This window comes from Paenibacillus daejeonensis DSM 15491 (assembly GCF_000378385.1).
Classification (GTDB): Bacteria; Bacillota; Bacilli; order Paenibacillales; family Paenibacillaceae; genus Paenibacillus_D; species Paenibacillus_D daejeonensis.
Window position 1 is genome coordinate 35,552 of the sequence record NZ_KB899678.1, and the last position, 20,522, is coordinate 56,073.

Annotated in this window: 18 protein-coding genes and 2 pseudogenes; 6 read left to right on the forward strand and 14 right to left on the reverse strand. The window is 47.1% G+C overall.

The features are described 5' to 3' along the window. Nucleotides 1–43 precede the first annotated feature (43 nt). Entirely contained in the window at nt 44–1,576 is a 1,533-nt protein-coding gene (locus F556_RS0130145; protein WP_020620737.1) for an MFS transporter, read from the reverse strand. A gap of 230 nt (nt 1,577–1,806) precedes the next feature. Then, nucleotides 1,807–2,733 (reverse strand): LysR family transcriptional regulator, encoded by a 927-nt coding sequence (locus tag F556_RS0130150; protein ID WP_020620738.1) that lies wholly within the window; start codon nt 2,731–2,733, stop codon nt 1,807–1,809. A 122-nt stretch (nt 2,734–2,855) separates the two neighbouring features. Here F556_RS0130150 and F556_RS35680 point away from each other — a divergent pair. Further along, nucleotides 2,856–3,596 (forward strand): annotated as a pseudogene (locus F556_RS35680) (SDR family NAD(P)-dependent oxidoreductase). 54 nt (nt 3,597–3,650) lie between these two features. Here the strand turns inward: F556_RS35680 and F556_RS35685 are convergent. Then, nucleotides 3,651–4,634, reverse strand: coding sequence for a helix-turn-helix transcriptional regulator (locus tag F556_RS35685; RefSeq protein ID WP_040718907.1), 984 nt, complete (start codon nt 4,632–4,634; stop codon nt 3,651–3,653). A gap of 127 nt (nt 4,635–4,761) precedes the next feature. On the opposite strand from F556_RS35685, the gene F556_RS0130165 reads away from it, so the two are divergent. The 3 genes from F556_RS0130165 to F556_RS0130175 all read left to right on the forward strand — a co-directional run bounded on the left by F556_RS0130165 (nt 4,762) and on the right by F556_RS0130175 (nt 6,346). Beyond that, entirely contained in the window at nt 4,762–5,241 is a 480-nt protein-coding gene (locus F556_RS0130165; protein ID WP_020620742.1) for a hypothetical protein, read from the forward strand. Nucleotides 5,242–5,263: 22 nt separating this feature from the next. Then, nucleotides 5,264–5,740, forward strand: a complete 477-nt coding sequence (locus tag F556_RS0130170) for a GyrI-like domain-containing protein (RefSeq protein ID WP_020620743.1) — start codon at nt 5,264–5,266, stop codon at nt 5,738–5,740. A 198-nt stretch (nt 5,741–5,938) separates the two neighbouring features. Then, nucleotides 5,939–6,346 carry a DoxX family protein gene (locus tag F556_RS0130175; RefSeq protein ID WP_020620744.1) on the forward strand — a complete coding sequence of 136 codons (408 nt, stop codon included), beginning with the start codon at nt 5,939–5,941 and terminating at the stop codon, nt 6,344–6,346. Between the two features lie 93 nt (nt 6,347–6,439). On the opposite strand, the gene F556_RS0130180 is transcribed toward F556_RS0130175, so the two are convergent. The 6 genes and pseudogenes from F556_RS0130180 to thrS all read right to left on the reverse strand — a co-directional run bounded on the left by F556_RS0130180 (nt 6,440) and on the right by thrS (nt 11,724). Then, nucleotides 6,440–6,811, reverse strand: coding sequence for an iron chaperone (locus F556_RS0130180; protein ID WP_020620745.1), 372 nt, complete (start codon nt 6,809–6,811; stop codon nt 6,440–6,442). Between the two features lie 27 nt (nt 6,812–6,838). Next, nucleotides 6,839–7,456: a hypothetical protein gene (locus F556_RS0130185; RefSeq protein WP_020620746.1), complete on the reverse strand. Its 618-nt coding sequence runs from the start codon at nt 7,454–7,456 to the stop codon at nt 6,839–6,841. A 56-nt stretch (nt 7,457–7,512) separates the two neighbouring features. Beyond that, complete coding sequence (locus F556_RS0130190; RefSeq protein ID WP_020620747.1) at nt 7,513–8,307, reverse strand: SDR family NAD(P)-dependent oxidoreductase; 795 nt, start codon at nt 8,305–8,307, stop codon at nt 7,513–7,515. A 98-nt stretch (nt 8,308–8,405) separates the two neighbouring features. Beyond that, the gene (locus F556_RS0130195) at nt 8,406–8,774 is read right to left on the reverse strand and encodes an ArsR/SmtB family transcription factor (protein ID WP_020620748.1); all 369 of its coding nucleotides are present in this window, start codon (nt 8,772–8,774) and stop codon (nt 8,406–8,408) included. Between the two features lie 193 nt (nt 8,775–8,967). Continuing rightward, nucleotides 8,968–9,591: pseudogene (locus F556_RS0130200) on the reverse strand (NAD(P)/FAD-dependent oxidoreductase); the annotation flags it as partial. Nucleotides 9,592–9,810: 219 nt separating this feature from the next. Beyond that, on the reverse strand, nt 9,811–11,724 hold the full coding sequence (thrS, locus tag F556_RS0130205) for a threonine--tRNA ligase (RefSeq protein WP_020620750.1): 1,914 nt from the start codon (nt 11,722–11,724) through the stop codon (nt 9,811–9,813). A gap of 721 nt (nt 11,725–12,445) precedes the next feature. Here thrS and F556_RS0130210 point away from each other — a divergent pair. Beyond that, a complete protein-coding gene (locus F556_RS0130210; RefSeq protein WP_020620751.1) occupies nt 12,446–13,300 on the forward strand; it encodes a copper amine oxidase N-terminal domain-containing protein in 855 nt (284 codons plus the stop codon). Between the two features lie 115 nt (nt 13,301–13,415). Here the strand turns inward: F556_RS0130210 and F556_RS0130215 are convergent, their stop codons facing one another. The 4 genes from F556_RS0130215 to F556_RS35695 form a co-directional block, all read right to left on the reverse strand. Then, entirely contained in the window at nt 13,416–13,706 is a 291-nt protein-coding gene (locus tag F556_RS0130215) for a hypothetical protein (protein ID WP_020620752.1), read from the reverse strand. Nucleotides 13,707–14,032: 326 nt separating this feature from the next. Continuing rightward, nucleotides 14,033–14,941, reverse strand: a complete 909-nt coding sequence (locus tag F556_RS36780; RefSeq protein ID WP_020620753.1) for an aminoglycoside phosphotransferase family protein — start codon at nt 14,939–14,941, stop codon at nt 14,033–14,035. Nucleotides 14,942–14,986: 45 nt separating this feature from the next. Next, nucleotides 14,987–15,991, reverse strand: coding sequence for an aldo/keto reductase (locus tag F556_RS0130225; protein WP_020620754.1), 1,005 nt, complete (start codon nt 15,989–15,991; stop codon nt 14,987–14,989). 118 nt (nt 15,992–16,109) lie between these two features. Next, nucleotides 16,110–18,926 carry a sugar-binding domain-containing protein gene (locus F556_RS35695; RefSeq protein ID WP_020620755.1) on the reverse strand — a complete coding sequence of 939 codons (2,817 nt, stop codon included), beginning with the start codon at nt 18,924–18,926 and terminating at the stop codon, nt 16,110–16,112. Between the two features lie 254 nt (nt 18,927–19,180). Here F556_RS35695 and F556_RS0130235 point away from each other — a divergent pair, with 254 nt between their 5' ends. Continuing rightward, a complete protein-coding gene (locus tag F556_RS0130235) occupies nt 19,181–19,732 on the forward strand; it encodes a dihydrofolate reductase family protein (RefSeq protein ID WP_020620756.1) in 552 nt (183 codons plus the stop codon). A gap of 58 nt (nt 19,733–19,790) precedes the next feature. Here the strand turns inward: F556_RS0130235 and F556_RS0130240 are convergent, their stop codons facing one another. Next, nucleotides 19,791–20,522, reverse strand: a complete 732-nt coding sequence (locus F556_RS0130240) for a GAP family protein (protein WP_051108810.1) — start codon at nt 20,520–20,522, stop codon at nt 19,791–19,793.

Genomic DNA, 20,522 nt, shown 5'->3' on the forward strand with positions numbered 1-20,522 from the left:
ATGTCACCTTGTGTCATATTAAAGCACACTCTCGTTTTGTGATTCATTTACTGATTCTAATTTTAAAAAGCGTAAGAACGGAGAGCATAAAAAACGTGATAGCTGTGATGATAGCAACAATATTGAGACTAGAAGTGAAGGCTTCTCCTGCGGATAATTGAAGCATGCTGGCAAGTTCAACTGGCAATTGTTTCGCAATAGCCGTTAGCCCGGTTATAGTGTCAATGATAGCTTCAGTTACTTCGGTCGGCAGACCCGAAGGGATTGAATCTCTCATCATTTTTTGATAAACCGTGGTTCCGATGCTGCCTAGTATGGCAACTCCGAGGGCTACACCAAGTTCCCCGCTCATCTCCGAGAGTGCCGATGCCGACCCTGCTCTTTCGCGAGGTGCCGAATCTACAACAAGTTCAGTCACAAGCACACCGATTGGTCCAATCCCAAACACCATGAGAATATGACCAGATATCAAAAGAGCGAAATCCGTCGTATCACCGACCCTGGCTAACAATATGCATCCAATGGCAGCGCATGCTAACCCTGAACTCATTATATAGCTGGGACTGATACGCCTGCTAAGAATTGGTGCTGCTATCGAACTTATGGTTACCGCCACCATTGCCAACACTGACCATAGACCTGCTTGAAGTGGTGACAATCCGGCCACAAGTTGTAGATACTGGCTTATGATTAATCCGATCCCGCCCATAGCGGCTGCACCTAGCAACATGATCCCTAACGAAACACTGAGAGTACGGTTCTTAAAAAGTTGAAAATCAATAAGCGGTGTCGCCAACTGTCGCTGCCGTTTTACAAACACGATTCCGAAAATGATCCCTCCGGCCAGAGCGGCTATGGACGTTACTGTCATTCCGTATTTTGCTAGCTCCTTAAGTCCGTAAACGACCGGAAGTATGGTAAGCAGGGAAAGGCTTACACTCAACAGCTCTATTGGTCCGGCTCCAGGAGCTTTATATTCGGGAAGCAGCCTAGGTGCAGTTAATAGGAGCAGAATCATGATTGGCACTCCGATTAGGAAGACTGTACCCCAGTGAAAAAACTCGAGCAGAACACCACCAACGAGCGGGCCTATTGCCGCTCCCCCGGAGAAACAACTCATCCAAACACCTAACGCAACCCCTTTTTGCTTAGGGTCTTTAAACATGTTACTTATTAAAGCCAAGGTAGAGGGCATGAGAGTAGCGCCAGATATGCCGAGAAGCGCCCGTGCTGCGATCAGCATCTCGGCACTTGTCGATACGGCTGCAACCACAGAAGTGATCCCGAATGCCGCTCCGCCGATCATCAGAAGTTTGCGTCTCCCAATGCGATCCCCCAGCGTACCCATGGTGACGAGAAAACCGGCAATCATGAAGCTGTAAATGTCCATTATCCACAAAAGCTGGACACTGCTTGGCTCCAGTTCCTCACTAAGATGCGGAGTTGCCAAGTAAAGCACGCTCATGTCCAAAGCCAGCAGTAATGTAGGCAATGCTAGTACTGCCAGTCCGGCCCACTCTCTTATGCCTGCTTTTTGTAAGGATTCGGTAGAGAGGCTTGTAATGTTTGTATCCATAGGTCGGAATGTCTCCTTATCAAATTGTGAATCTAAGGTTACAAGTAGAATTTCTCCTTTCGTTTTCTTTACAATCTAAGTATAGACATCGTTTATGACAACCTATGTCATAATTCTCTAAAGCTTATCGATTAATAACAATAAAATAAAAAGATCGTCCGAAGAGGTAAACTTCATAGACGATCTTTTAAGACTGATTGTTATTCCAACATCTCACTCATGACCCTTGTTCACCGCGGTGGAATCGGCAAGTTTTGTTCGAACGCGGGAAATTGTCCTTCTTTTAGATAAAGTTTGAGCTGTTGAAACAGCTTTCCACTAGCATTTTGCAACGGATAGGCCGATGCTCTGCACAAGATCCCGAATGTCATCAAGATAAGATTTTCACTGACCATCCTGACCGTAGTCCCACTTATTTCGGGTTCAATCATAATTTTTGGGAGGAGCGCAATTCCTAACCCGTTCTGCACATAATATTTTAATGCCGTCATGCTACCGATCTCCATGGTATCCAGCATGACGTTCCCATTCCCCTGTAATACCATCTCCAGTTTCCTGCGGTACGGACAAGTCGCTGATGTGATAAGCAGTCGATACCCCCGAAACTCTTCCGGCACAATTACCTCTTTCTGCGCGAGTGGATGATTTTCAGGCATCAATGCCACGAACTCTTCCTGAAATAAAGGCTCGAAATATAACTCGGTTCCCAAGTCAGGTGCCGTAGAAAGCGCTAAATCAATTTCTCCTTTTAGAATCCGCTCTTTAAGAATCGGGGTGTTTGAAATTTCCACAGAAATGCGGATATTCGGATGCTCGGACATAAAATTCTTCAAAATACCAGGTAAACGATAACTCGCCGTTGGTTCTGTTACCCCTATACGAATATGTCCTGACTCGCCTGATTTTAAATTGGATAAACTGGTCTGAAGGTATTCCATATTTTTTATGATGTGTAAGCTCTGATCATAAAACAGCCTACCGGCTTCTGTAAGGCCGATTTCTTTACCACGCTCTATTAGCTTAACGCCCAGTTCAGACTCGAGCTTTTGAATTTGCATCGTGACGGTAGATTGTGCATAATTCATTTCTTGTGCCGCGAGGTTAAAGTTTCCGTATTTCACGATTAATTGGAAGGTTTTTAACGTCTTTAGATCCACAATTCTTCCCCCTAAACAAATTCAATTTTATTGAACCATCACTTCAATTAGTTCAATTATACAAATACGTGTCCACCCTTTACAATGAAGATATAAAAAGATGTCAAGGGAGTGGAGTTATGATGATATTAAAAAGTAAGGTGGGCCTTGTGACTGGCGGTGGTACAGGAATCGGGAGGGCGACAAGTCTTATGCTAGCCGAACGAGGGGTAGCCATTATTGTGAATTATTCACGTTCTCAATCCGATGCGGAAGAAACGGTTCATTTGATTAAGGATAAAGGCGGACAGGCAATAGCCCTACAAGCTGATGTTTCCCAGAACAAGGAAGTAGAATCCATGGTTCAGACTGCCGTACAAAAATTCGGTCAAATCGATCTGCTCGTAAATAATGCCAGTATCACCAGACATATTCCGATGGAGGATTTAGATTCGGCAACCGAGGAGGTATGGGACAATTTGTTCAATGTGAACGTAAAGGGCATGTTTTACTGTGCGAGGGCTGTAGCTCCGTACATGAAGAGAAATAACCAGGGGGCAATCGTAAACGTTGGGAGTATCGCTGGTCAGACAGGATTAGGCTCCTCTCTTCCCTATGCCGTATCCAAAGCAGGGGTTCATGGACTTACGAAATCGTTAGCCTGAGCTCTAGCTCCTGATGTTAGAGTTAACTGCGTCGTGCCGGGAGCTGTTGCCACAAGATGGTGGGACGGAAAGGAAGAACAAATGAAGAGATTGGCGCCTCATCTTCTGTTGCAGCGGATTTCAACCCCTCATGATGTCGCTCAACTGATCTGTGCTGTTTTGGAACAGGAAGCAATGACCGGTCAGATCATAACCGTGGACAGCGGTCAAACTTTATAACTAAAGTCCAGAGGAAGGCTCTGCTTCTCACAGCAGAGTCTTCCCGCTATTGGGCTAACGTAATTTTGTTAAAGTGTCAGCACTTCCTCTTAATCGCTCTTTCAAAATCAACCGAAGTTCATCAGGAATCCGTTCAAACTCGACCCCTTTCCCTAAAAACAAAAGCCAGTCCGCATAATACTCTAACGTCTCAACATCGGTCACATCCAATTGAGCCTCGAAAATCCCACTCGACTGGAACATCCCTGTAAAGTACAAAATGATCCCAGGCGGATGCAAGCGCTTAAAACGATGAATCCCAATCGTATCAAGCTTTACAATTAGATTGGACTCACGTGCACCAAGCCGTTTTTTATTTAAAATTTCTTGTTTAGACTGCCTCATCTTCTTCTCAGAAATGGCCGAATGCCGCAGCATCTCAACCGGCAAGTAACGAAACTCATCGGTATCCAGATCATAAACCTCGACCAGCCAACGAGCATTTGAGTTAAAAATATGAATCAGAAAAACGTCCATTAATTGCGGCCCGCCAGGACTCTGCTCATACATCAAGCGCAAGTGCTTATCTCGCACAGCAAGCGAAATCAGCTGATTCAACTCCGCAGGGGCCGCATCATCCAGTTCCAAAAGGTTCGGATTAGCAGGATTCGTATTTTCAAATAGCAAGATATTATTGAGCTCAATCAGCTCGTCATGCTGAATTTGCGACGCGATGCCGATGAGTTTCTCAGTGATGGAGCGTCGATTGTGCAAATAAGGCAGCTGCGAATTTTTCGATGCAATAAAACTGATGAATATCGCTTTCAGCTCTTCTGGCGTGAAACGGACGGCGGACAGATACTGATTGTGCAAGACATTGTAGCCGCCCCCGCGCCCGAGTTCGGTCGTCAGCGGAAAACCCATCGCCTGAATCTCGTTAATGTCGCGGATTGCTGTCGATCGAGAAATCTTAAACTCCCGCTGAATTTCTGCAATCGTAAAATGTGCGCGGTTATTGATGAAGCGCATGATTAGGCTCACTCGTTCTGTCTTTTTCATGATGTTATTGTATCAGAATTATCGCATCTGTACTGAGTTTGATTCTTTTAAAAAAGGTATCGTTTTTTGATACATTTAAAGAATAGTATCAATCTTGTAAAAACAAATCTGCTAAGGAGAGATCAAAATGTCTAAGTACTCCATCCAAACCATCTCAGAGAACTTTAAAATGACTGCTTTCGGTGTTTTGCTTGAAGATTACAACGACTGGTCGGGCAATGTAGCAAAAACAGCTGCGAAAAAAGCTGAAATCACTGAAAACGGTAAGCTAGCCGACCTTCTCAAGCTCGCTGACGACCAAGAATATCAAATCAACTACGTCATCGATGGCAAGGGTTGGCGCGGCTTCGGCGTGATGGGTGCTTTCGAAGTAGAAGGCGCGGTCGTCCTTGACTTCCTCGCTGGGGACTATCTCGTGGTTCCTGGCACAGGCGCTGACAAAAACCGCCTCTATGACGAAATAACAGGCAAGGTTTTCGGTAATCTGCTGCAGGAAATCACAGACTGCAAATACGTTGGTCCTGGTAACTTTATACTCGTCAAAGCAAATGAAAACAGTACATTCTACGGCGAAATGTGGCTTCGTGTGGAAAAAGTAACAGGCTAATTTCAGTCAAAGGAGCAAAACCATGGCAGATTACACAGTTGAACATAAGAAATCATTTACATTGACCGCTTATGGTTTTTCAATTCAATCCAATTTCCAAGACGCTTCAGCTTTGCAGAAGGAAAAAGCGGAGTTTTGGGGAGTACTTAAGGCTGATGGACGTTTTGGTAAGCTCAAAGCGGCTGCAAAAGATGATCGCGAGTGGTCAGTCAATGAGGTTTATCAAGGCAGACCATGGAATTATTTTGCGGTAGAAGCTAGCAGATTGGTATCTGACGCAACACGCATTATTGAGTTTCCGGATAGTGAATATATAGTGCTCGCAGGAACCGGTGACAAGGAAACTTTGTTTAATCAGTTGACTTATCGTGCTTTTGGCGAAGTCTTGTCTCAAATTACTGACTATGCTTACATCGGCGGACCTAATGCGACTTATTGCATAGAAAACGGTGACGGCACTTTCTACAGTGAATTTTGGGTTCCTGTGGTTAAAAAGTAGTATGATTTGAACAAAGGGCCACCCTGAAAATTGCGGATGGCCCCTTTTGGAGTTCGCTTTTTACCAGCATTCCAATGAAAAACGGATTTACAAGACACCATTTGGTGTCATATAATTAAAAACGACACCAAATGGTGTCCGTTTAAGGGGCATTATTTTTGGACTGCACATTTGGGAACTATTAAGGAGGAAATGGACATGAGTAAAAGAAACAAACTTATTTTTTGGATTGCCACCGCTTTGCTTTCGCTCGGTATGCTTAACGTGGGGATTGTTCAATTAATTAGATTGGACGTAGAAGTGGAGACGATGACGATATTGGGATTCCCCCCCTATATAATGACCGTACTTGGCGTTTCTAAAATCTTAGGCGTAATAGCCATTCTTATTCCAAACTATCCACTTCTTAAAGAATGGGCTTATGCCGGATTTTTCTTCACCTTGGCAGGGGCACTCATTTCACACATAATATTAGATCAACCTTTTGAGAGTATATTACTCCCCTCGATCTTTCTCATGTTAACTGTTGCTTCGTGGTTTTTTAGACCTGCCAGTAGAAAAACCCATACATCCTATTTAAATCATAAACCCTCGCGGGCGTTGTGAGAGACTTGCTTGTTCTCTCAGTGAAAACGGCAGCCGATTCTTTCTTCGGCTGCCGTCCTCAATTGTCTTTCGTTAACCATGAATGCTAATCTTCTACTCTCTCCAAAAAGTAGTACAATCAGCCTTTGATGCAATATTAAAATCGATCATTTTTTCAATTAGTGAGTAATCAATCGGATTTTTCCAGGGGAAACGAACTAACTCTTTCGTGTAATCAAATCCAGACTTTTTAATATCCTCTTCCAATTGAGATATTGTAAAACTTTCAGGTGATACGGCTAAATGCTTTTTCGAGGCGCTAAATCCAATAATAAATGTACCGTGATCCGTAAACATCGGTTGTTTCCATTTGATCACTTCGTTTAGTTGAGGATACTTTTGTCTAATCCAAGAAAACAGTTCATCCATTTTTTCTCTGTGATCAGGGTCATCGATTCCACCTAAAAAATCAAAAAAGTCTTCCATTATTATTCCTCCTTTAATTCATTACCGTTAGAGATCAGAGTCGGTAGCAATCAATTTATAGATCACTGCCCAGTTGGTCTTCTCTAGCTGCTCAGGTGAGAGGTCTACCGTATGAAGAACTGACTGACTATTGGCTTGCAACCCCCAGATGGCCACTTCACCGTCTTCGGGCGAGATACTTTGTTCTTGATGCATTAGTATAGATGCAAAAGCGGCGTGAGCTTCCATCGCATCAAAGGTATATTCATAGCCGACATGACCGCTTTCATTATAAAAGACGCTTTTCGTATGATATTGGGTATGATCCTCATCGTTCGTCGTTTTATTGATCGAAATAATGACTTCACCCTCCCACGATCGTAAGCTGTTCCCTGCATCCTGGGTTAAAAAACCGCCTAATTGGGAGTGAACCTCCTGAAGCTCACCGTTCACCCAAACCTCAGCCATGAGTTGAATGGATTCCTTCTGCCCTCGATATTGGACGTTCACAGCTCCTGCATGTTCCATAAAGCCTTTGAATTTCGCGGCTTCTCCACCGAACAATTCCGTCGGCGCAACTTGAAATATCGGTTCTCGGTTCGTTGAACAACCCAGCACGCTGATCATGAGCAATAGCAATGCAGGTATGTATAATCGTTTTTTCATTTCCCCTCCTAGTGTTCATTATCAATTATCCAATTTTCATAATACCATATTATGGACTAGATTTTCTTAAGCAACGGCCGGAACATGCTGCCAACCACTTGCAATACTATGGTTCTGGGTAGGAGTCGGGGCAACTGGGCCATGATGTAATTACGAACGCCTACGATTTTATTGCTTTTGTTTCGATCGACAGCTTGAAAAGCTGCGTGAACCACATCTTCCGGCTCCATGCGTTTACTTGTCAGCTCGTCTGTTCCCGAAACCGTATGAAATGAACTTTTGGTCTCGCCCGGGCACAAGGCTACAATACGAACCCCGCGCGATTGGTACTCTGCCCAAAGAGCCTCTGTAAAGGATAGTACATAAGCTTTAGTCGCGCCATAAACAGCCATGTAAGGCGCTGGCTGAAAGGCTGTCATCGATGCTACGTTAATTACAACCCCTCTAGATGAAACTAACATGGGGCCAAGACAGAGGTGTGTCAGTGCTGTCAGAGAGGCAACATTTAATTGGATTTCCTGCATCAACCGTTCAGGTGACAACTGATGAAAGGCCCCCATCGTTCCAAAGCCCGCGTTGTTCACCAGGATGTCTATGGTTAGTTGACGATCAGTAAGCTCCTTCGCCAAGTGGTCAACAGATGTAGGATCGGCGAGATCCGCTGTTATGACGTGCACCTCCACACCATACGATGTCTTCAACTCATATGCCAGCTGTTCCAGCCGATCCCGTGAACGAGCAACCAGGATGAGGTGACAGCCTGTGCGGGCCAATTGCTCAGCAAAAGCCTTGCCGATTCCTGAAGAAGCACCTGTCACTAAAGCGGTCTGGCCGGTGTAATTCCATGTCATGGTATTCCCTCCGTTTATCTTAATAATTAAATGATTAAACATTTGATCATTTATGGTGAAGAAAATGACTCTCTTCTAAAGAAAGTCAGATGGTAAGCTCAGGATTTGGCGGGGTCCTCCAGAATACTCTCAGCAAGTCGTACAATGGTTTTCAATTGCGCTACGACCGAATCACCCATGGCAAGATTATAATAGACCTCGGTCCTCTCTTTTACAGAGGTTAAAATGCCTGCCTGCTTCATAATTCTCAGATGGTGGGAGATAGCTGGGCGGGACAAGGAGGATTGCTCGACGACTTCGGCTATGTTGAGCCGTTTGGCGAGCATGAACTTCATAAGAAGATCTTGTCGAACCGGATCAGCCAACGCCTTAAAAACATCGGTAGACTGTTTAATTTCCGAGATCAGCGCTTGTTTCTTCTCTAATAGCTGCTGGTTAGCATCCTGGATTTCATGCGACAGTGTCAATTCTTCACCACCTTAAGATCAAATGATTAAATGTTTAATCATTTATTCATATTAGCGGATTCTGATTGGTAAATCAAGTGAATATTTGTCTTTCGATGGCTACCTTATCTAACCGATAGAAGGTAGCTTTGCTTAATCCGCTCGATCTGGCGAGATGTACTAAAAGATGTATGTTCTTGTCCCTCTAATCTTGTTACTCAACAGATACGCCAAGCATTTTGTTTCGCTCTTTAAACCTCTCGTTATGTGAGGATACATAAGCCATTCTCGGCGCCTCGGGATCCAGATACCGTTTGGTGCTGTTAAGCGCTAAGGCCGCGTCCGTGAATGCCCCTGCAATCAGGTTGAGCTTGCTTTCGAAGTTGGCAAAGTCGCCAGCTCCGAAGATGCCCGGCAAGTTCGTCTCAAGTCTTGGGCTGACAAAGATGTTCCAGTCGTCCATATCCAGTCCCCAATCCTTGATGCCTGTAAAATCGGACTTCAGTCCATGGTTGACGATCACCTCGTCTATCTCTAGCTCGCGTGACTCACCTGATTCGGTATGGGTGATCGTCACCCGTTCAATTGTCTTTCCATTGCCGCTGTATAGTTGTGTGAGTTCATAAGGCGTAAGAACATCAGCGGCAGACTCCTTCATGCGAACAATGTTTTTCTCATGTCCGCCGAAGTTGTCCCGCCTATGCACGACGGTGACATGAGCAGCGATGGGAACCAGTTCGTTCACCCAATCGACAGCAGAGTTTCCCCCACCTGAGATAAGGACTCGTTTCCCCCTAAAAGGCTCCAATTCCTGCACCGTATAATTCAAGCTGTTCAGCCAAGTAATGTCCTCCTCCAGCCGGCTCATGTAATGCCCGTGCTTTGAAAATCATTATCAACATCATTTTAGCTTCTACCGATTGACACTTACAATGGACAAAGTCGACGGTTGCTTTATACAAATTGGAGGATGCAGCCCTTCCGGTCGCAAGCAACACCAAATCAAGCTAGTGATCGCAAGATATCCTCTATTTTTTTGCCGTTGGAAATGATGCTGTCAACGTTTGCTTTGATTCTCTTCCAGCAACCGCTCCTTTATAGCTGCAACCTCCATCACCCCAAGGTCGCCTTCTCCACGTCGGCGGATGGACGCTGTTCCCGAACTTCGCTCATTTTCACCGAGCACAAGCATATAGGGAATCTTTTCTTGTTGTGCAGCCCGCATTTTATAGCCGAGCTTCTCATTTCGCAGATCCACTTCCACTCGAATTCCTGCAGCCACAAGCATCGACTTGACTTGCAAGGCATAGTCCGCAAACGCATGTGATACTGGCAATATTTTTACTTGAACAGGAGCCAACCACAGCGGGAATGCCCCACTGTAATGTTCTGTTAGAATCCCGAGGAAGCGATCGATAGAGCCATACACGGCGCGGTGGATGACAACCGGACGATGCTTCTGTCCATCCTCACCAACGTACGATAGGTCAAACTTCTCAGGCATCTGAAAATCGAGTTGAATAGTTGCACATTGCCAGCTTCTCTTTAACGCATCAAAGATATGAAAATCGATTTTCGGACCGTAGAACGCACCATCTCCCGCGCTAATCTGATATTCTACTCCCCGATGGTCGAGAACATTTTGTAGCGCCCCTTCTGCCTGCTCCCATAGTTCGTTTGAACCCATCGCATCCTCGGGCTTAGTCGAGAGTTCAATCCGGTATTCAAAACCAAACACTCGGTACATGTCATCGATTAATGCGATCACCCGACCAATTTCATCTTCGATCTGATCCGGACGAACAAAGATATGTGCATCATCTTGGCAAAAAGTCCTCACTCGCATCATCCCATTCAGCGCACCTGAAAATTCATGTCTATGCACCTGACCGAGCTCGGCTAGACGGATCGGAAGCTCACGGTATGAGTGTAGACTATTCTTGTAAATTAACATGTGCCCTGGGCAGTTCATTGGTTTTAGTGCAGACTTTACGTCGTCCACTTCTGTAAAATACATGTTTTCACGGTAATGATCCCAGTGTCCAGATTGTTCCCACAGACGCTGGTTCATCATCATAGGTGTCCGAACCTCTTCATACTCGCGGCGCTCTTGAAGGTCACGAGAAAAGTTTTCAAGCTGAGTGCGGATTGTCATCCCTTTGGGTAAATAGAACGGCATCCCTGGCGCTTCCTCGGAGAACATGAACAAGTCGAGTTCTTTGCCTAGCTTACGGTGATCACGCTTCTTCGCTTCTTCCAGCAAGCGCAAGTGCTCTTCCAACTGCGCTTTCTTCGGAAATGCAGTACCATAAATGCGTTGAAGCATTTTGTTCTTCGCGTCACCACGCCAGTAAGCGCCAGCTACGTTTAGAAGCTTGAATGCCTTAATGCGGCCAGTTGACGGCAGATGAGGTCCGCGGCACAGATCCATGAACTCGCCTTGGCTATAGATGGAGAGGACTGAATCTGCTGGCAAATCATGAATCAGCTCCAGCTTGTATGGATCGCTCAGTTCCTGAAATATCTGGATCGCTTCTTCACGATTCACCTCTCTACGGACGATGGGACTATTCTCTTGGATGATGTTCTCCATTTCCTTCTCGATTGCTCCCAAATCATCAATTGATATGGGAACATTGAGATCGATATCGTAATAAAAACCATCTTCTATGACTGGCCCGACTCCGAGCTTAACGTTGTGCTCACCGAATATTCTACGCAAAGCCTGAGCCATCACATGAGCCGTACTGTGGCGTAGAACTTCAACTCCTCCCTCGTTTTCAAGGGTTAGAATCTCAACAGAACAATCCTCTTGAATAGGTGCTGCAAGATCGACCAACTTCCCGTTCACTTTCCCGGCTACTGCACTTTTTCTCAGTCCTGCGCCGACCGATTCCGCTATCCCTTCAACAGTTATCCCGGCCTTATATTCGCGTTCGGCACCGTCCGGGAAGATAATCTTAATGCACATGTTCATCATCCTTTTTTGTTTTTTTGGCAATAAAAAACACTCATCCCCTGGTAAGGGACGAGTGCGTGTTGAGCTCGTGGTTCCACCCTAAATTCGATTCGCTTGAAGCGAATCCTCATTCAGATTCGATAACGGGAACTCCCGGCGATATATACTCTCAAAGAAACCTTTGATTTCCATAACGCAGCTGCAAGGTGGTAAATCCTTAAGCTTGTCGAAGAGGATCTCAGCCGATGTCCTCTCTCTCTGGGCGACTCACATGAAAGACTCATGTCCTTGGTCAAAGCCATTGTTTTATTCTGTTAAGAAAACAAAAAAACGCACATCATCCCATGTAAAGGGACGAGTGCGTGTAAGCTCGTGGTTCCACCCTAAATTCAACTCGCTCGAGGCGAATCCTCATTCAGATTCGATAACGGGAATTCCCGGCGATACATACTCTCAAGGAATCCCTTGATTTCCATAACGCAGCTACAAAGTGGTAAGTCGTTAGGCTTGTTGAAGAGGATTTCAGCAATGTCCTCTCTCTCTGGGCAACTCGCATGAATGACTCTTGTCTTTGATCCTTGCTTTTGTTGTTCTCAATTAAATCAGATAAATCAGGAAATGTCAACTAGGCTGAATGATGAAAAATATTTCTTTCCCCCGCAACAAAATGGAAAAACTTTCGTTTAATTATTATATGGGAAAATTTAAATGAATCTATCAGGAGGATGTAATGATGTTAAAAAAGTTAGTGTTATCGGCCGCATTGGCCTCCCTGCTCACGACTTCCCTCACACCTGCATTGAGCTCAGCCGCCGATCAAACGACATTAAACAATGGTAAATTGATGGACAATCGTTTGATGATTCCATTACGTGCGGTAACGGAGCATTTGGGTGCGCCGGTGGATTGGCATGCAGCATCCAAGACCGTGACAATTCATAGGCAGGATTCCAGGCTTTTTCTCCCTGTTAATTTTAAGCGAGCCCTAGCGTACTTCCCTACTACGGAAGAGCCAGGTATAGAATACCGCATTGAACGCATTGACCTTGATGCACCGGCTCAAATTGTGGATGGGCGAAGCTACGTGCCGCTGCGTTTTGTCAGTCAGGCCTTGGGTGCGCAGGTAGATTGGAATAACCAATCCAAACAAGCGACCATTGTAACTGGAAATCAGCAGATCGTAGTACGTCCGGAGCAACCAACGGTTCAAATCCCGGCAGCCAGGCAGTTGACCGATGCGCGTCTGAAGCAGCTATCCGATAAATTGAATGAAGTCGCGACTCTATCTTCCGTGCAGAACATTCGTGCCGCCTACAATTCATTTTTTACAAAGCAATTGCTGGATAAGTTAATTCGTGAGGGCGGCATTGCATTAGAAATGCAATTTGAGCCCCCCGTGTCTTCTGTTCAATACACCAGTTCGACGACAGCTACGGTAACCCAATCCTTAATTGTTGGGAATAGCCTGAATGCCGAAGAAAATTATGTACATGACCGGGTCCTATTATTCCGCTTCGTGGATGGAAGCTGGAAAATCGACGATGCCACGTACGCATTCCGAACCATCCTTAATCTTGGTTATCATTAATAAGCAATACAACTAAACCAAGCGCACACCTTCGACTACGGTCATAAGGTGTGCGCTCTTTTCATTTCGAGACTTATTCGATTCTAATGATTTCCTGTATTGTTGGTGTGATAATCTAGTGCGCATTTGATTTTTTGCGAACATAGCTTACGACAGCCACAACTGCTGCTATGACGATCATAAACCAGCTGTAGAAGTAAGCTAGCCCAAGCCCAATGTTGGCATCTGGGTATCTTTTAATAAAGTCATCAATTTGAATATAGATAAGTGGTCCTATAGAGATAACTAAAAATATGAAAAACCACATTTTTACCCTACTCGCCGAACCGTGGATCTGGAAATATAAAAAGCTAAATACAACAACAAACAAGAGCAATGTGAGAACAAATGTAATCTCATGATCCATAGTAAACGCTCCCCGAAGTTCAAAGTGATTACACTATCCTATACCCCTGTCTGAGAAAATAAAGCAAACTCACATTCAGATAATCAATAGTATGAGAGTATGATCAGTTCATGAATGTGTGAATCTTCGAGGAATCATGTTATGTGTGAGTGTATATGAAATTTCAACCTTATTTCAGCCAAATGAACTAAAACACCCCAATAAGCTTGATATTTCAAGCTTATTGGGGCCTTATACTTCCTAAACAGTCAAATATATATGAAAAATCATGTTTATTTGCAAGACGAGACTCAGGTCTCAATAGTGACCATTCTCTAGAGGTGGTGTTACAAATCATCTAGCAGCTTCGCAAATCGCTCCGTGATCTCGATGCCACCCTTCCAGTCCGCACCATCCTCTACGGCCCAGCAGGCATCGAGGACGCCGCGTGCTATGCCCCACTGCGCAATGCGCTTGGGATCCAGGCTGAGTCGCTCGGATATTATTGCCACACGGCGGCTTAGAACTGTATCGCAGTCACCGCCCCGATCCACATAGTTGAGCAAGTACTGCAGGACCTCGAAGTAGATATCGCCCACAATGCCCTTCGGATCAATGACCGCCCAATCGTGATCCCCACACTGCAACATATTCTCATGGTGTAAGTCACCGTGCAGTAGCACGACTTCGTTAGTCGTTATGAGCAGATCTTCCAATGTCTCTTCCGCTCGGACAATCCAATGCTCAGGGAGCGGACCTGCCGAGCCGAAGTGGGTACGATAACGGGCAAGTGCTCGGAACCATTCGCGCATCGTCTGGAAGTCTGCTACCTCGGCAACAGGCTGACGATGCAGACGCCGGAACACCTCACAGAAAACCTCAGTCGCCTCTCTGTCATCCAAAGTAGCGGATAGTGGTGTGCCAGGAAGCGCACGTTCAAGCACCGCGGCTCCGAGCTGGTCATTCCACTCTATCACTTCAACGGCACCTCTCCCGGCGAAAGCGGTCAGGGTTCGCATTTCTTGCGCCAGAGCGGCTTTCTCAAACGATAACTTAAGCACGATCGGTCTGTTCTCTCGATCCTTCCCATGCGCAATGTAATTATAGGATAAATTGTCGAATGGAGCCTCCACTTCAATGCCAAATTGTTTCTCACACATGGAAATTAGCTTGGGCAAAGACTGAACCCACGCTTCGACATCCGAGCCATAGATGGTTACCATTTTCTCAAGGAAATGATCAGGTATTCGTGTCATGATTACACCCTTCTTCCTCTAGTGCGCCACGTATCCTAGTTCAGCTTACCAAGGGATGTCCCCGATGTTCTCCATGACGCGGTCAATCTCCGCCAACTCGTCCATAGATAGCACGGGATGCTCCAGCGCCTTAACATTCTCCTCAATCTGCTCCACCCGGCTGGCACCAATCAGTGCTGATGTCACGCCGCCTTCACGCAGTGCCCAGGTCAGGGCCATCTGTGCAAGGGACTGGCCGCGGCGCTGGGCAATCTCTTCTAGCTGTCGGAACTTCGCTACGCGCGCTGCCGTAATCGCTTCGGGTTTCATTTTGCCCGTAGGCGCTTGGAGTTCGCCTTCAATCTTGTCGATATACTTGCCCGTCAACTGCCCCCGTCCAAGCGGGCAATACGCAATGGAACCGATGCCTTCTTCGTCAAGTACATCCAAGATCCCCTCTTCAATCTGGCGATTTAACATGGAATACATCGGTTGATGAATCAGACAAGGCGTACCTAGACGCTTGAGGATTCGTGCCGCCTCCGCCGTTTCTTTGACACCGTAGTTAGACAGTCCCACGTACAAAGCCTTGCCTGAACGGACCGCTTGATTGAGCGCCCCCATCGTCTCTTCGAGCGGGGTATCGGGGTCTGGGCGATGATGATAGAAAATATCGAAGTAGTCCAGTCCCGTCCGTTTCAAACTCTGATCGAGACTTGCCAGAAGATTCTTGCGCGAACCCCATTCACCATATGGCCCTGGCCACATGTAGTAGCCGGCTTTGGAAGAAACAAGAATCTCGTCACGATAAGGGACCAAGTCCTTCGCGAACACACGTCCAAAGGTTTCCTCCGCGGACCCTGCTGGCGGACCATAATTATTGGCAATATCGAAATGCGTAATACCCAGGTCGAATGAACGCAAAATCATGGCACGAGAATTCTCAAATGGCTTGTTCCCGCCAAAATTTTGCCACAGTCCTAGAGAGATAGCCGGAAGCTTGACCCCGCTTTTTCCTGATCGTCTATACGTCATTTCATCATAGCGTTTTTCATTGGCTTGATAAATCACATGATTCACTCCTTGCAGAATTATAACTCTATTCGCTAATAGAATGTCCTTATTGTAGAACAGTTTTCGTGAAACGAGTATGTGAAAATGACGGTCAAATATAGTATTTTAGTAAGGATTAGAGATAAGAGGTGTTCTCGACCGCATCGAACCGTTCACCCTTTTCCCGTCCAGACTGCAGCGCTTCACGGAGATGGGCAAGCTCAACACGTGTTGACGGCTTGAAGTCCTCAGAAGCAGCGTAAGCCATTATGCTGTTCCACAACTGGCGCGCTTCGGGTCTGTCCTCCAGACTACGCAAATCGCTGGAGCACACGATCAATCTACCCTCTCCCACCTTGGCTTCGAACAGAAGAGCTAACTTATGATTACGTTCGAAATTGTCGATGACCTGGACGATGGGACGAAGCTCTGTTGGCAGATGATCGAGGATGAGTGCTCTGGATCGCATCACGATCGACCACCACTGCCAGTTGCTGTGATATTCGGTTGGGAAGCTCTTAAGCGCACCATGCTTGTCGTCGCACAACAAACCAAGCGTGCCTGGTGCAGGCGTCTTGCCTGCTGATTCACAGATGGCACGGAACATCGGATACGACCAGAAATCCGAAGCAAAATATCCCGGCAGTCCAGCCTCATTCCCTTCGAAAGTTGGCATGAATACAACGCGTCCACCTTGTCGCAGAATCTCCTCCGCTTCGTTGTCGAGCTCACTGGCAACATGGACATGATTAGGAGCCAAGGTCTGCAAGCGGGATGGGTAGACCCAGATCGGATAAGAGGTTTGGACGGGACCCCCGGCTTGCCAATGGATAGACAGACGGAGCTTGGCGGCTTGTTCCACTCCTGTTAGAGAGGCGCTAATGCTACCAAGACCGGTTACCGTTCCTTGCGCAGCGACTTGCTGCTGTGTCGTGCCTGAAGCGATACAAAGCTCTCCATGCCAGAGTGCCCAGTCAGCTGCCCCTTCCTCATCCCCATTACCATAGTTGGCGTATTCGAGCTCCGCCTCAAAAGTTTCATGGTTCTCGTAAATATAGCTTGGGAATCGTGCGAGCAGCACACGGTCTGAGCAGAATTCACGCCATTGCTCCGGTTCGATGAAGCCTTTGGACTCCATCAGGGCATTAAGCACGCCGACCAGTGCCGTCCCTTGACCAGGGAAATCTTGCAGATCCAGTAGCTGAAAACCGCCGAACCCTCTTGTACGAAGCGCCGCTTCAATATCTTCTCTGTAGCACAGCACCGCCAGTTGACCGGATGCGGAGGTGAAGGCTTCCGCTTGGTCCAGCATGCCTTTCTGCTCCAAACGCTGCCGGAACGTATCCAGATTACGCGGCTTGAGCACACCCGTATAGCGTTCCATTTCTCTGTAGTCGGGATAGGACTGATACTGACCCGTCTCGTGTCCGATGACCGGCACAGGAATGCCTGCAATCGCCTCTCCAAAATCCTGCTGTGTGGAAGGGGTTTGACTCTGAACATGGCCCAGCGGCAGGTCGGCATGGGAATAGGAACCGCGTACCGCGCCGCCCCCTTTTGACGTCCGCATCGTCACCCAAAAGTCGGACGCTTCAGACAACGTGGGATTCCAAAAGAAGTTATTGGCGCCTTCTGCCATCAGCCGCCGCCCGCCGTCCTCGCGCCGGAGCTCCTCCAAGAGCTCAGTCATGGCCTGGCGGCTGCCTCCCCACTCGTTGCCCAGCGTGAAGAGCACGAAGGATGGGTGGTTCCCATAGGTTTGCAGGATTCGTATCGCTTCCTCCCGCAAATAAGCAGCAAGCTCTGGTTTGTACCCTTCTTCACCAGGAGCGTGAAACGCCCCCCAGTAAGGAAGCTCAGGCTCGAAATAAACGCCTACCCTGTCTGCTGCGGCAAATCCAGCCTCTGGCGGGCAGCAGGTGTGGTAGCGATAGTGATTGATGCCATACGATTTGGCAATCGTCAGCACCCTTACCCACTCTTCCTCATCCATTGACGCATAACCGGTAATTGGGAAGGCCAGACCGTCATGCTTGCCTCGAAGAAAAACTTTGCGATCATTACAGACGAATTGACTCCCTTCCATCTGGAATGAGCGCATCCCGAAGACTATCTCATGCTGGTCAGAGTGTGTGGAAGAAGATGATGAATCGCCCTCCGATACAGCAGCAGTCAAGGTGTACAAATGTGGTGACCATTCGTCCCACAGTTGCGTCCCTGATGCCCATGTGCATTCTAGCTCTATAGACGACCTGCCTACGGCAGCGTTAACGGTATGTATGATGGAATCCGGAAGCCCTTCCTCTGGATCGTTACCACTGACAGATAACGACACGTGAGCTATGGCCAGCTCCGGGTATTCATTGACAAGCTCTGCCTGTAAGCGGAGCGACTGCCGCGCGGGCTCAGGAAACAACTGGATGTTCTCTAGCCGAAGCGGAGCCACCGCCTGCAGCTCTAGGCGGCCGACGATGCCGTTCCAGTTGGATTGCGTATCAGGTGAAGTCATATGCCCTCCGGCAATGGGCATGTCCGTATTTTGTACCAGAATCGTTAGACGATAACTACCTGGTTCTAGATAACCTAACTCATACACGTGCGGAGTGCTGAGACTGGCCTGCATGCCGCAGGAGGAATCATTCAACCAAAGTTGGGATAGACGTGAACGTTCTAGGAAAAGCCGGATGCGCATGCCCTTCCATTCCGCAGGAATGTCGATCGTTCTCTGATACCACGCAACCCCGGCATAGGGATACTCCTCGGAAAGATGAGCGATGTGAATCGTATCATTATAGCGGCCTTTCTTCTGTTCGGCGGTGGTTCCTGGCAGTTGAATCTGATCTGGCAGTTCCCCGGCATACCATTTTTCTTGTACGCCTACCCGTTCCTCATCTAACGCGAAACGCCACTCACCGGCCAACGATCGTCTTTTATAAGCCCCAATGTTATTCATAGTTATTGCACCCCCTGGTGGTCTTTAACCTACCTTTAACCTACCGGTCCATTGTAAATGGTAGAAATGACCACGTCTAGACGGTGCAATCAACGATTTTTTATACTTTCCTCTGAGCTCTTGTTCAAACTGCCTACTGCATAGAACCATAGCAATATAAAAGAATGAAGGTCATCAAAAGTATGCCATACTGATATTATTCTTGTCTGTGAAGCTGGTTGTATCAAAAACGATAATAGAACGGGAGATGAAAGATGGGACGTTTAATCCTGCAAATGAATGTGACACTAGACGGTTGCTGTGATCATAGGCAAGTGATTGCGGATGAGGAGCTCCACCAATATTCGGAGGACATGATGGACCAGGCGGACGGTCTGCTTTTTGGACGTGAAATCTATCAGTTAATGGAAGGGGCCTGGCCGGCCATTGCCAGCAGCGGCACAGGACCTCAATTCTTAGTTGACTTCGCACGTAAGCTGGATCAGAAACCCAAGTATGTGGTCTCCCGGACGCTGGATCATTTGCCATGGCAGAACTCTTTCTTATTGCGGGGGCCTGTTGACGAGGAGGTGCCACAGCTTCTAGCAGAGGGAAAAAGCCTACTTGTTAACGGAGGTCCAGGCCTGGGCTCTACTCTTGCCCAACTCGGACTGGTGGATGAGTATCATTTTCTGGTGCAGCCCATCGTGGCCGGACATGGCCCCCAATTATTGGGGGGCATTGGCGATCGATTGAATCTGAAGCTTAGCGGGAGCCAAGCTTTTGGTTCGGGTGCCATGCTGCTCCGCTATGTGCCCGCTTCCTAAACCGTCTCTAACACTTATCCACAAGCGTTACAATCCCAGCCGCCGTTCTCCACGTTGCTTAACCGACCCACCCTAAATCGTAGATAGCATTTACAGTGAGCAAGAAGCCAACTATACCGATAATCCATGCCGTGGTGCTCTGAGCATGCTTCATAAACCAGTTATCGATTCTAGCCAATGGTTTCTCCAAAGCACGATAGGCTAATAAACGACCGGCCAGCAGAACTAATGCAGGTAAGATCATAACCAGGCAGTACCCCAATAACAGGACGCCTGACAGCGGCCAGGCAATCTCCTCAGAAGCTATTATTCCCATTGCTGCCAGGTACGGGAGCATCGTCCCGATTTCAAGGATGACCGCGGTCAATGCAAGTCCAATCACCATGGAGAGAGAGCCTTGACTCGTAACTGAATCACCCATCAGGCGCTGTCTCATTCGGAGCATCCGGCCCTCCCCTCTCGCTGCACGTTCCTTGGCACGGGCACGGGCTTTCTTGCTGTCCATGAGTTGACTGATCACCATGAATCCGATCCCTAGAACGAGCTGTCCAATCAGAAAGGCAGTAGAGTCTAACCATGCAGCATACCTGGTTAACAATACATCAGCCCCGAACATGATCACGAGTCCTGCCACAAAATAAAGCCCGACAACCGTAAACAAGTAAATAAAAAACCGGTCGACCCGGACCCGTTGAGAGGTCATAAGAAACCAGAGAGGGATGAGCAGTGTACCAAGGCTAGTCGAATCGATTAAGGCCAACACCGTTAGGGAAGATAATAAGGTTGTCAT

What these genes read in the sequence shown, in the direction of transcription:
- F556_RS0130145 (WP_020620737.1), bottom strand. Translation starts at nt 1,576, where the DNA reads ATGGATACAAACATTACAAGCCTCTCTACCGAATCCTTACAAAAAGCA.
- F556_RS35685 (WP_040718907.1), bottom strand. Translation starts at nt 4,634, where the DNA reads ATGAAAAAGACAGAACGAGTGAGCCTAATCATGCGCTTCATCAATAAC.
- F556_RS0130165 (WP_020620742.1), top strand. Translation starts at nt 4,762, where the DNA reads ATGTCTAAGTACTCCATCCAAACCATCTCAGAGAACTTTAAAATGACT.
- F556_RS0130170 (WP_020620743.1), top strand. Translation starts at nt 5,264, where the DNA reads ATGGCAGATTACACAGTTGAACATAAGAAATCATTTACATTGACCGCT.
- F556_RS0130175 (WP_020620744.1), top strand. Translation starts at nt 5,939, where the DNA reads ATGAGTAAAAGAAACAAACTTATTTTTTGGATTGCCACCGCTTTGCTT.
- F556_RS0130180 (WP_020620745.1), bottom strand. Translation starts at nt 6,811, where the DNA reads ATGGAAGACTTTTTTGATTTTTTAGGTGGAATCGATGACCCTGATCAC.
- F556_RS0130185 (WP_020620746.1), bottom strand. Translation starts at nt 7,456, where the DNA reads ATGAAAAAACGATTATACATACCTGCATTGCTATTGCTCATGATCAGC.
- F556_RS0130190 (WP_020620747.1), bottom strand. Translation starts at nt 8,307, where the DNA reads ATGACATGGAATTACACCGGCCAGACCGCTTTAGTGACAGGTGCTTCT.
- thrS (WP_020620750.1), bottom strand. Translation starts at nt 11,724, where the DNA reads ATGTGCATTAAGATTATCTTCCCGGACGGTGCCGAACGCGAATATAAG.
- F556_RS0130210 (WP_020620751.1), top strand. Translation starts at nt 12,446, where the DNA reads ATGTTAAAAAAGTTAGTGTTATCGGCCGCATTGGCCTCCCTGCTCACG.
- F556_RS0130215 (WP_020620752.1), bottom strand. Translation starts at nt 13,706, where the DNA reads ATGGATCATGAGATTACATTTGTTCTCACATTGCTCTTGTTTGTTGTT.
- F556_RS36780 (WP_020620753.1), bottom strand. Translation starts at nt 14,941, where the DNA reads ATGACACGAATACCTGATCATTTCCTTGAGAAAATGGTAACCATCTAT.
- F556_RS35695 (WP_020620755.1), bottom strand. Translation starts at nt 18,926, where the DNA reads ATGAATAACATTGGGGCTTATAAAAGACGATCGTTGGCCGGTGAGTGG.
- F556_RS0130235 (WP_020620756.1), top strand. Translation starts at nt 19,181, where the DNA reads ATGGGACGTTTAATCCTGCAAATGAATGTGACACTAGACGGTTGCTGT.
- F556_RS0130240 (WP_051108810.1), bottom strand. Translation starts at nt 20,522, where the DNA reads ATGACAACCTTATTATCTTCCCTAACGGTGTTGGCCTTAATCGATTCG.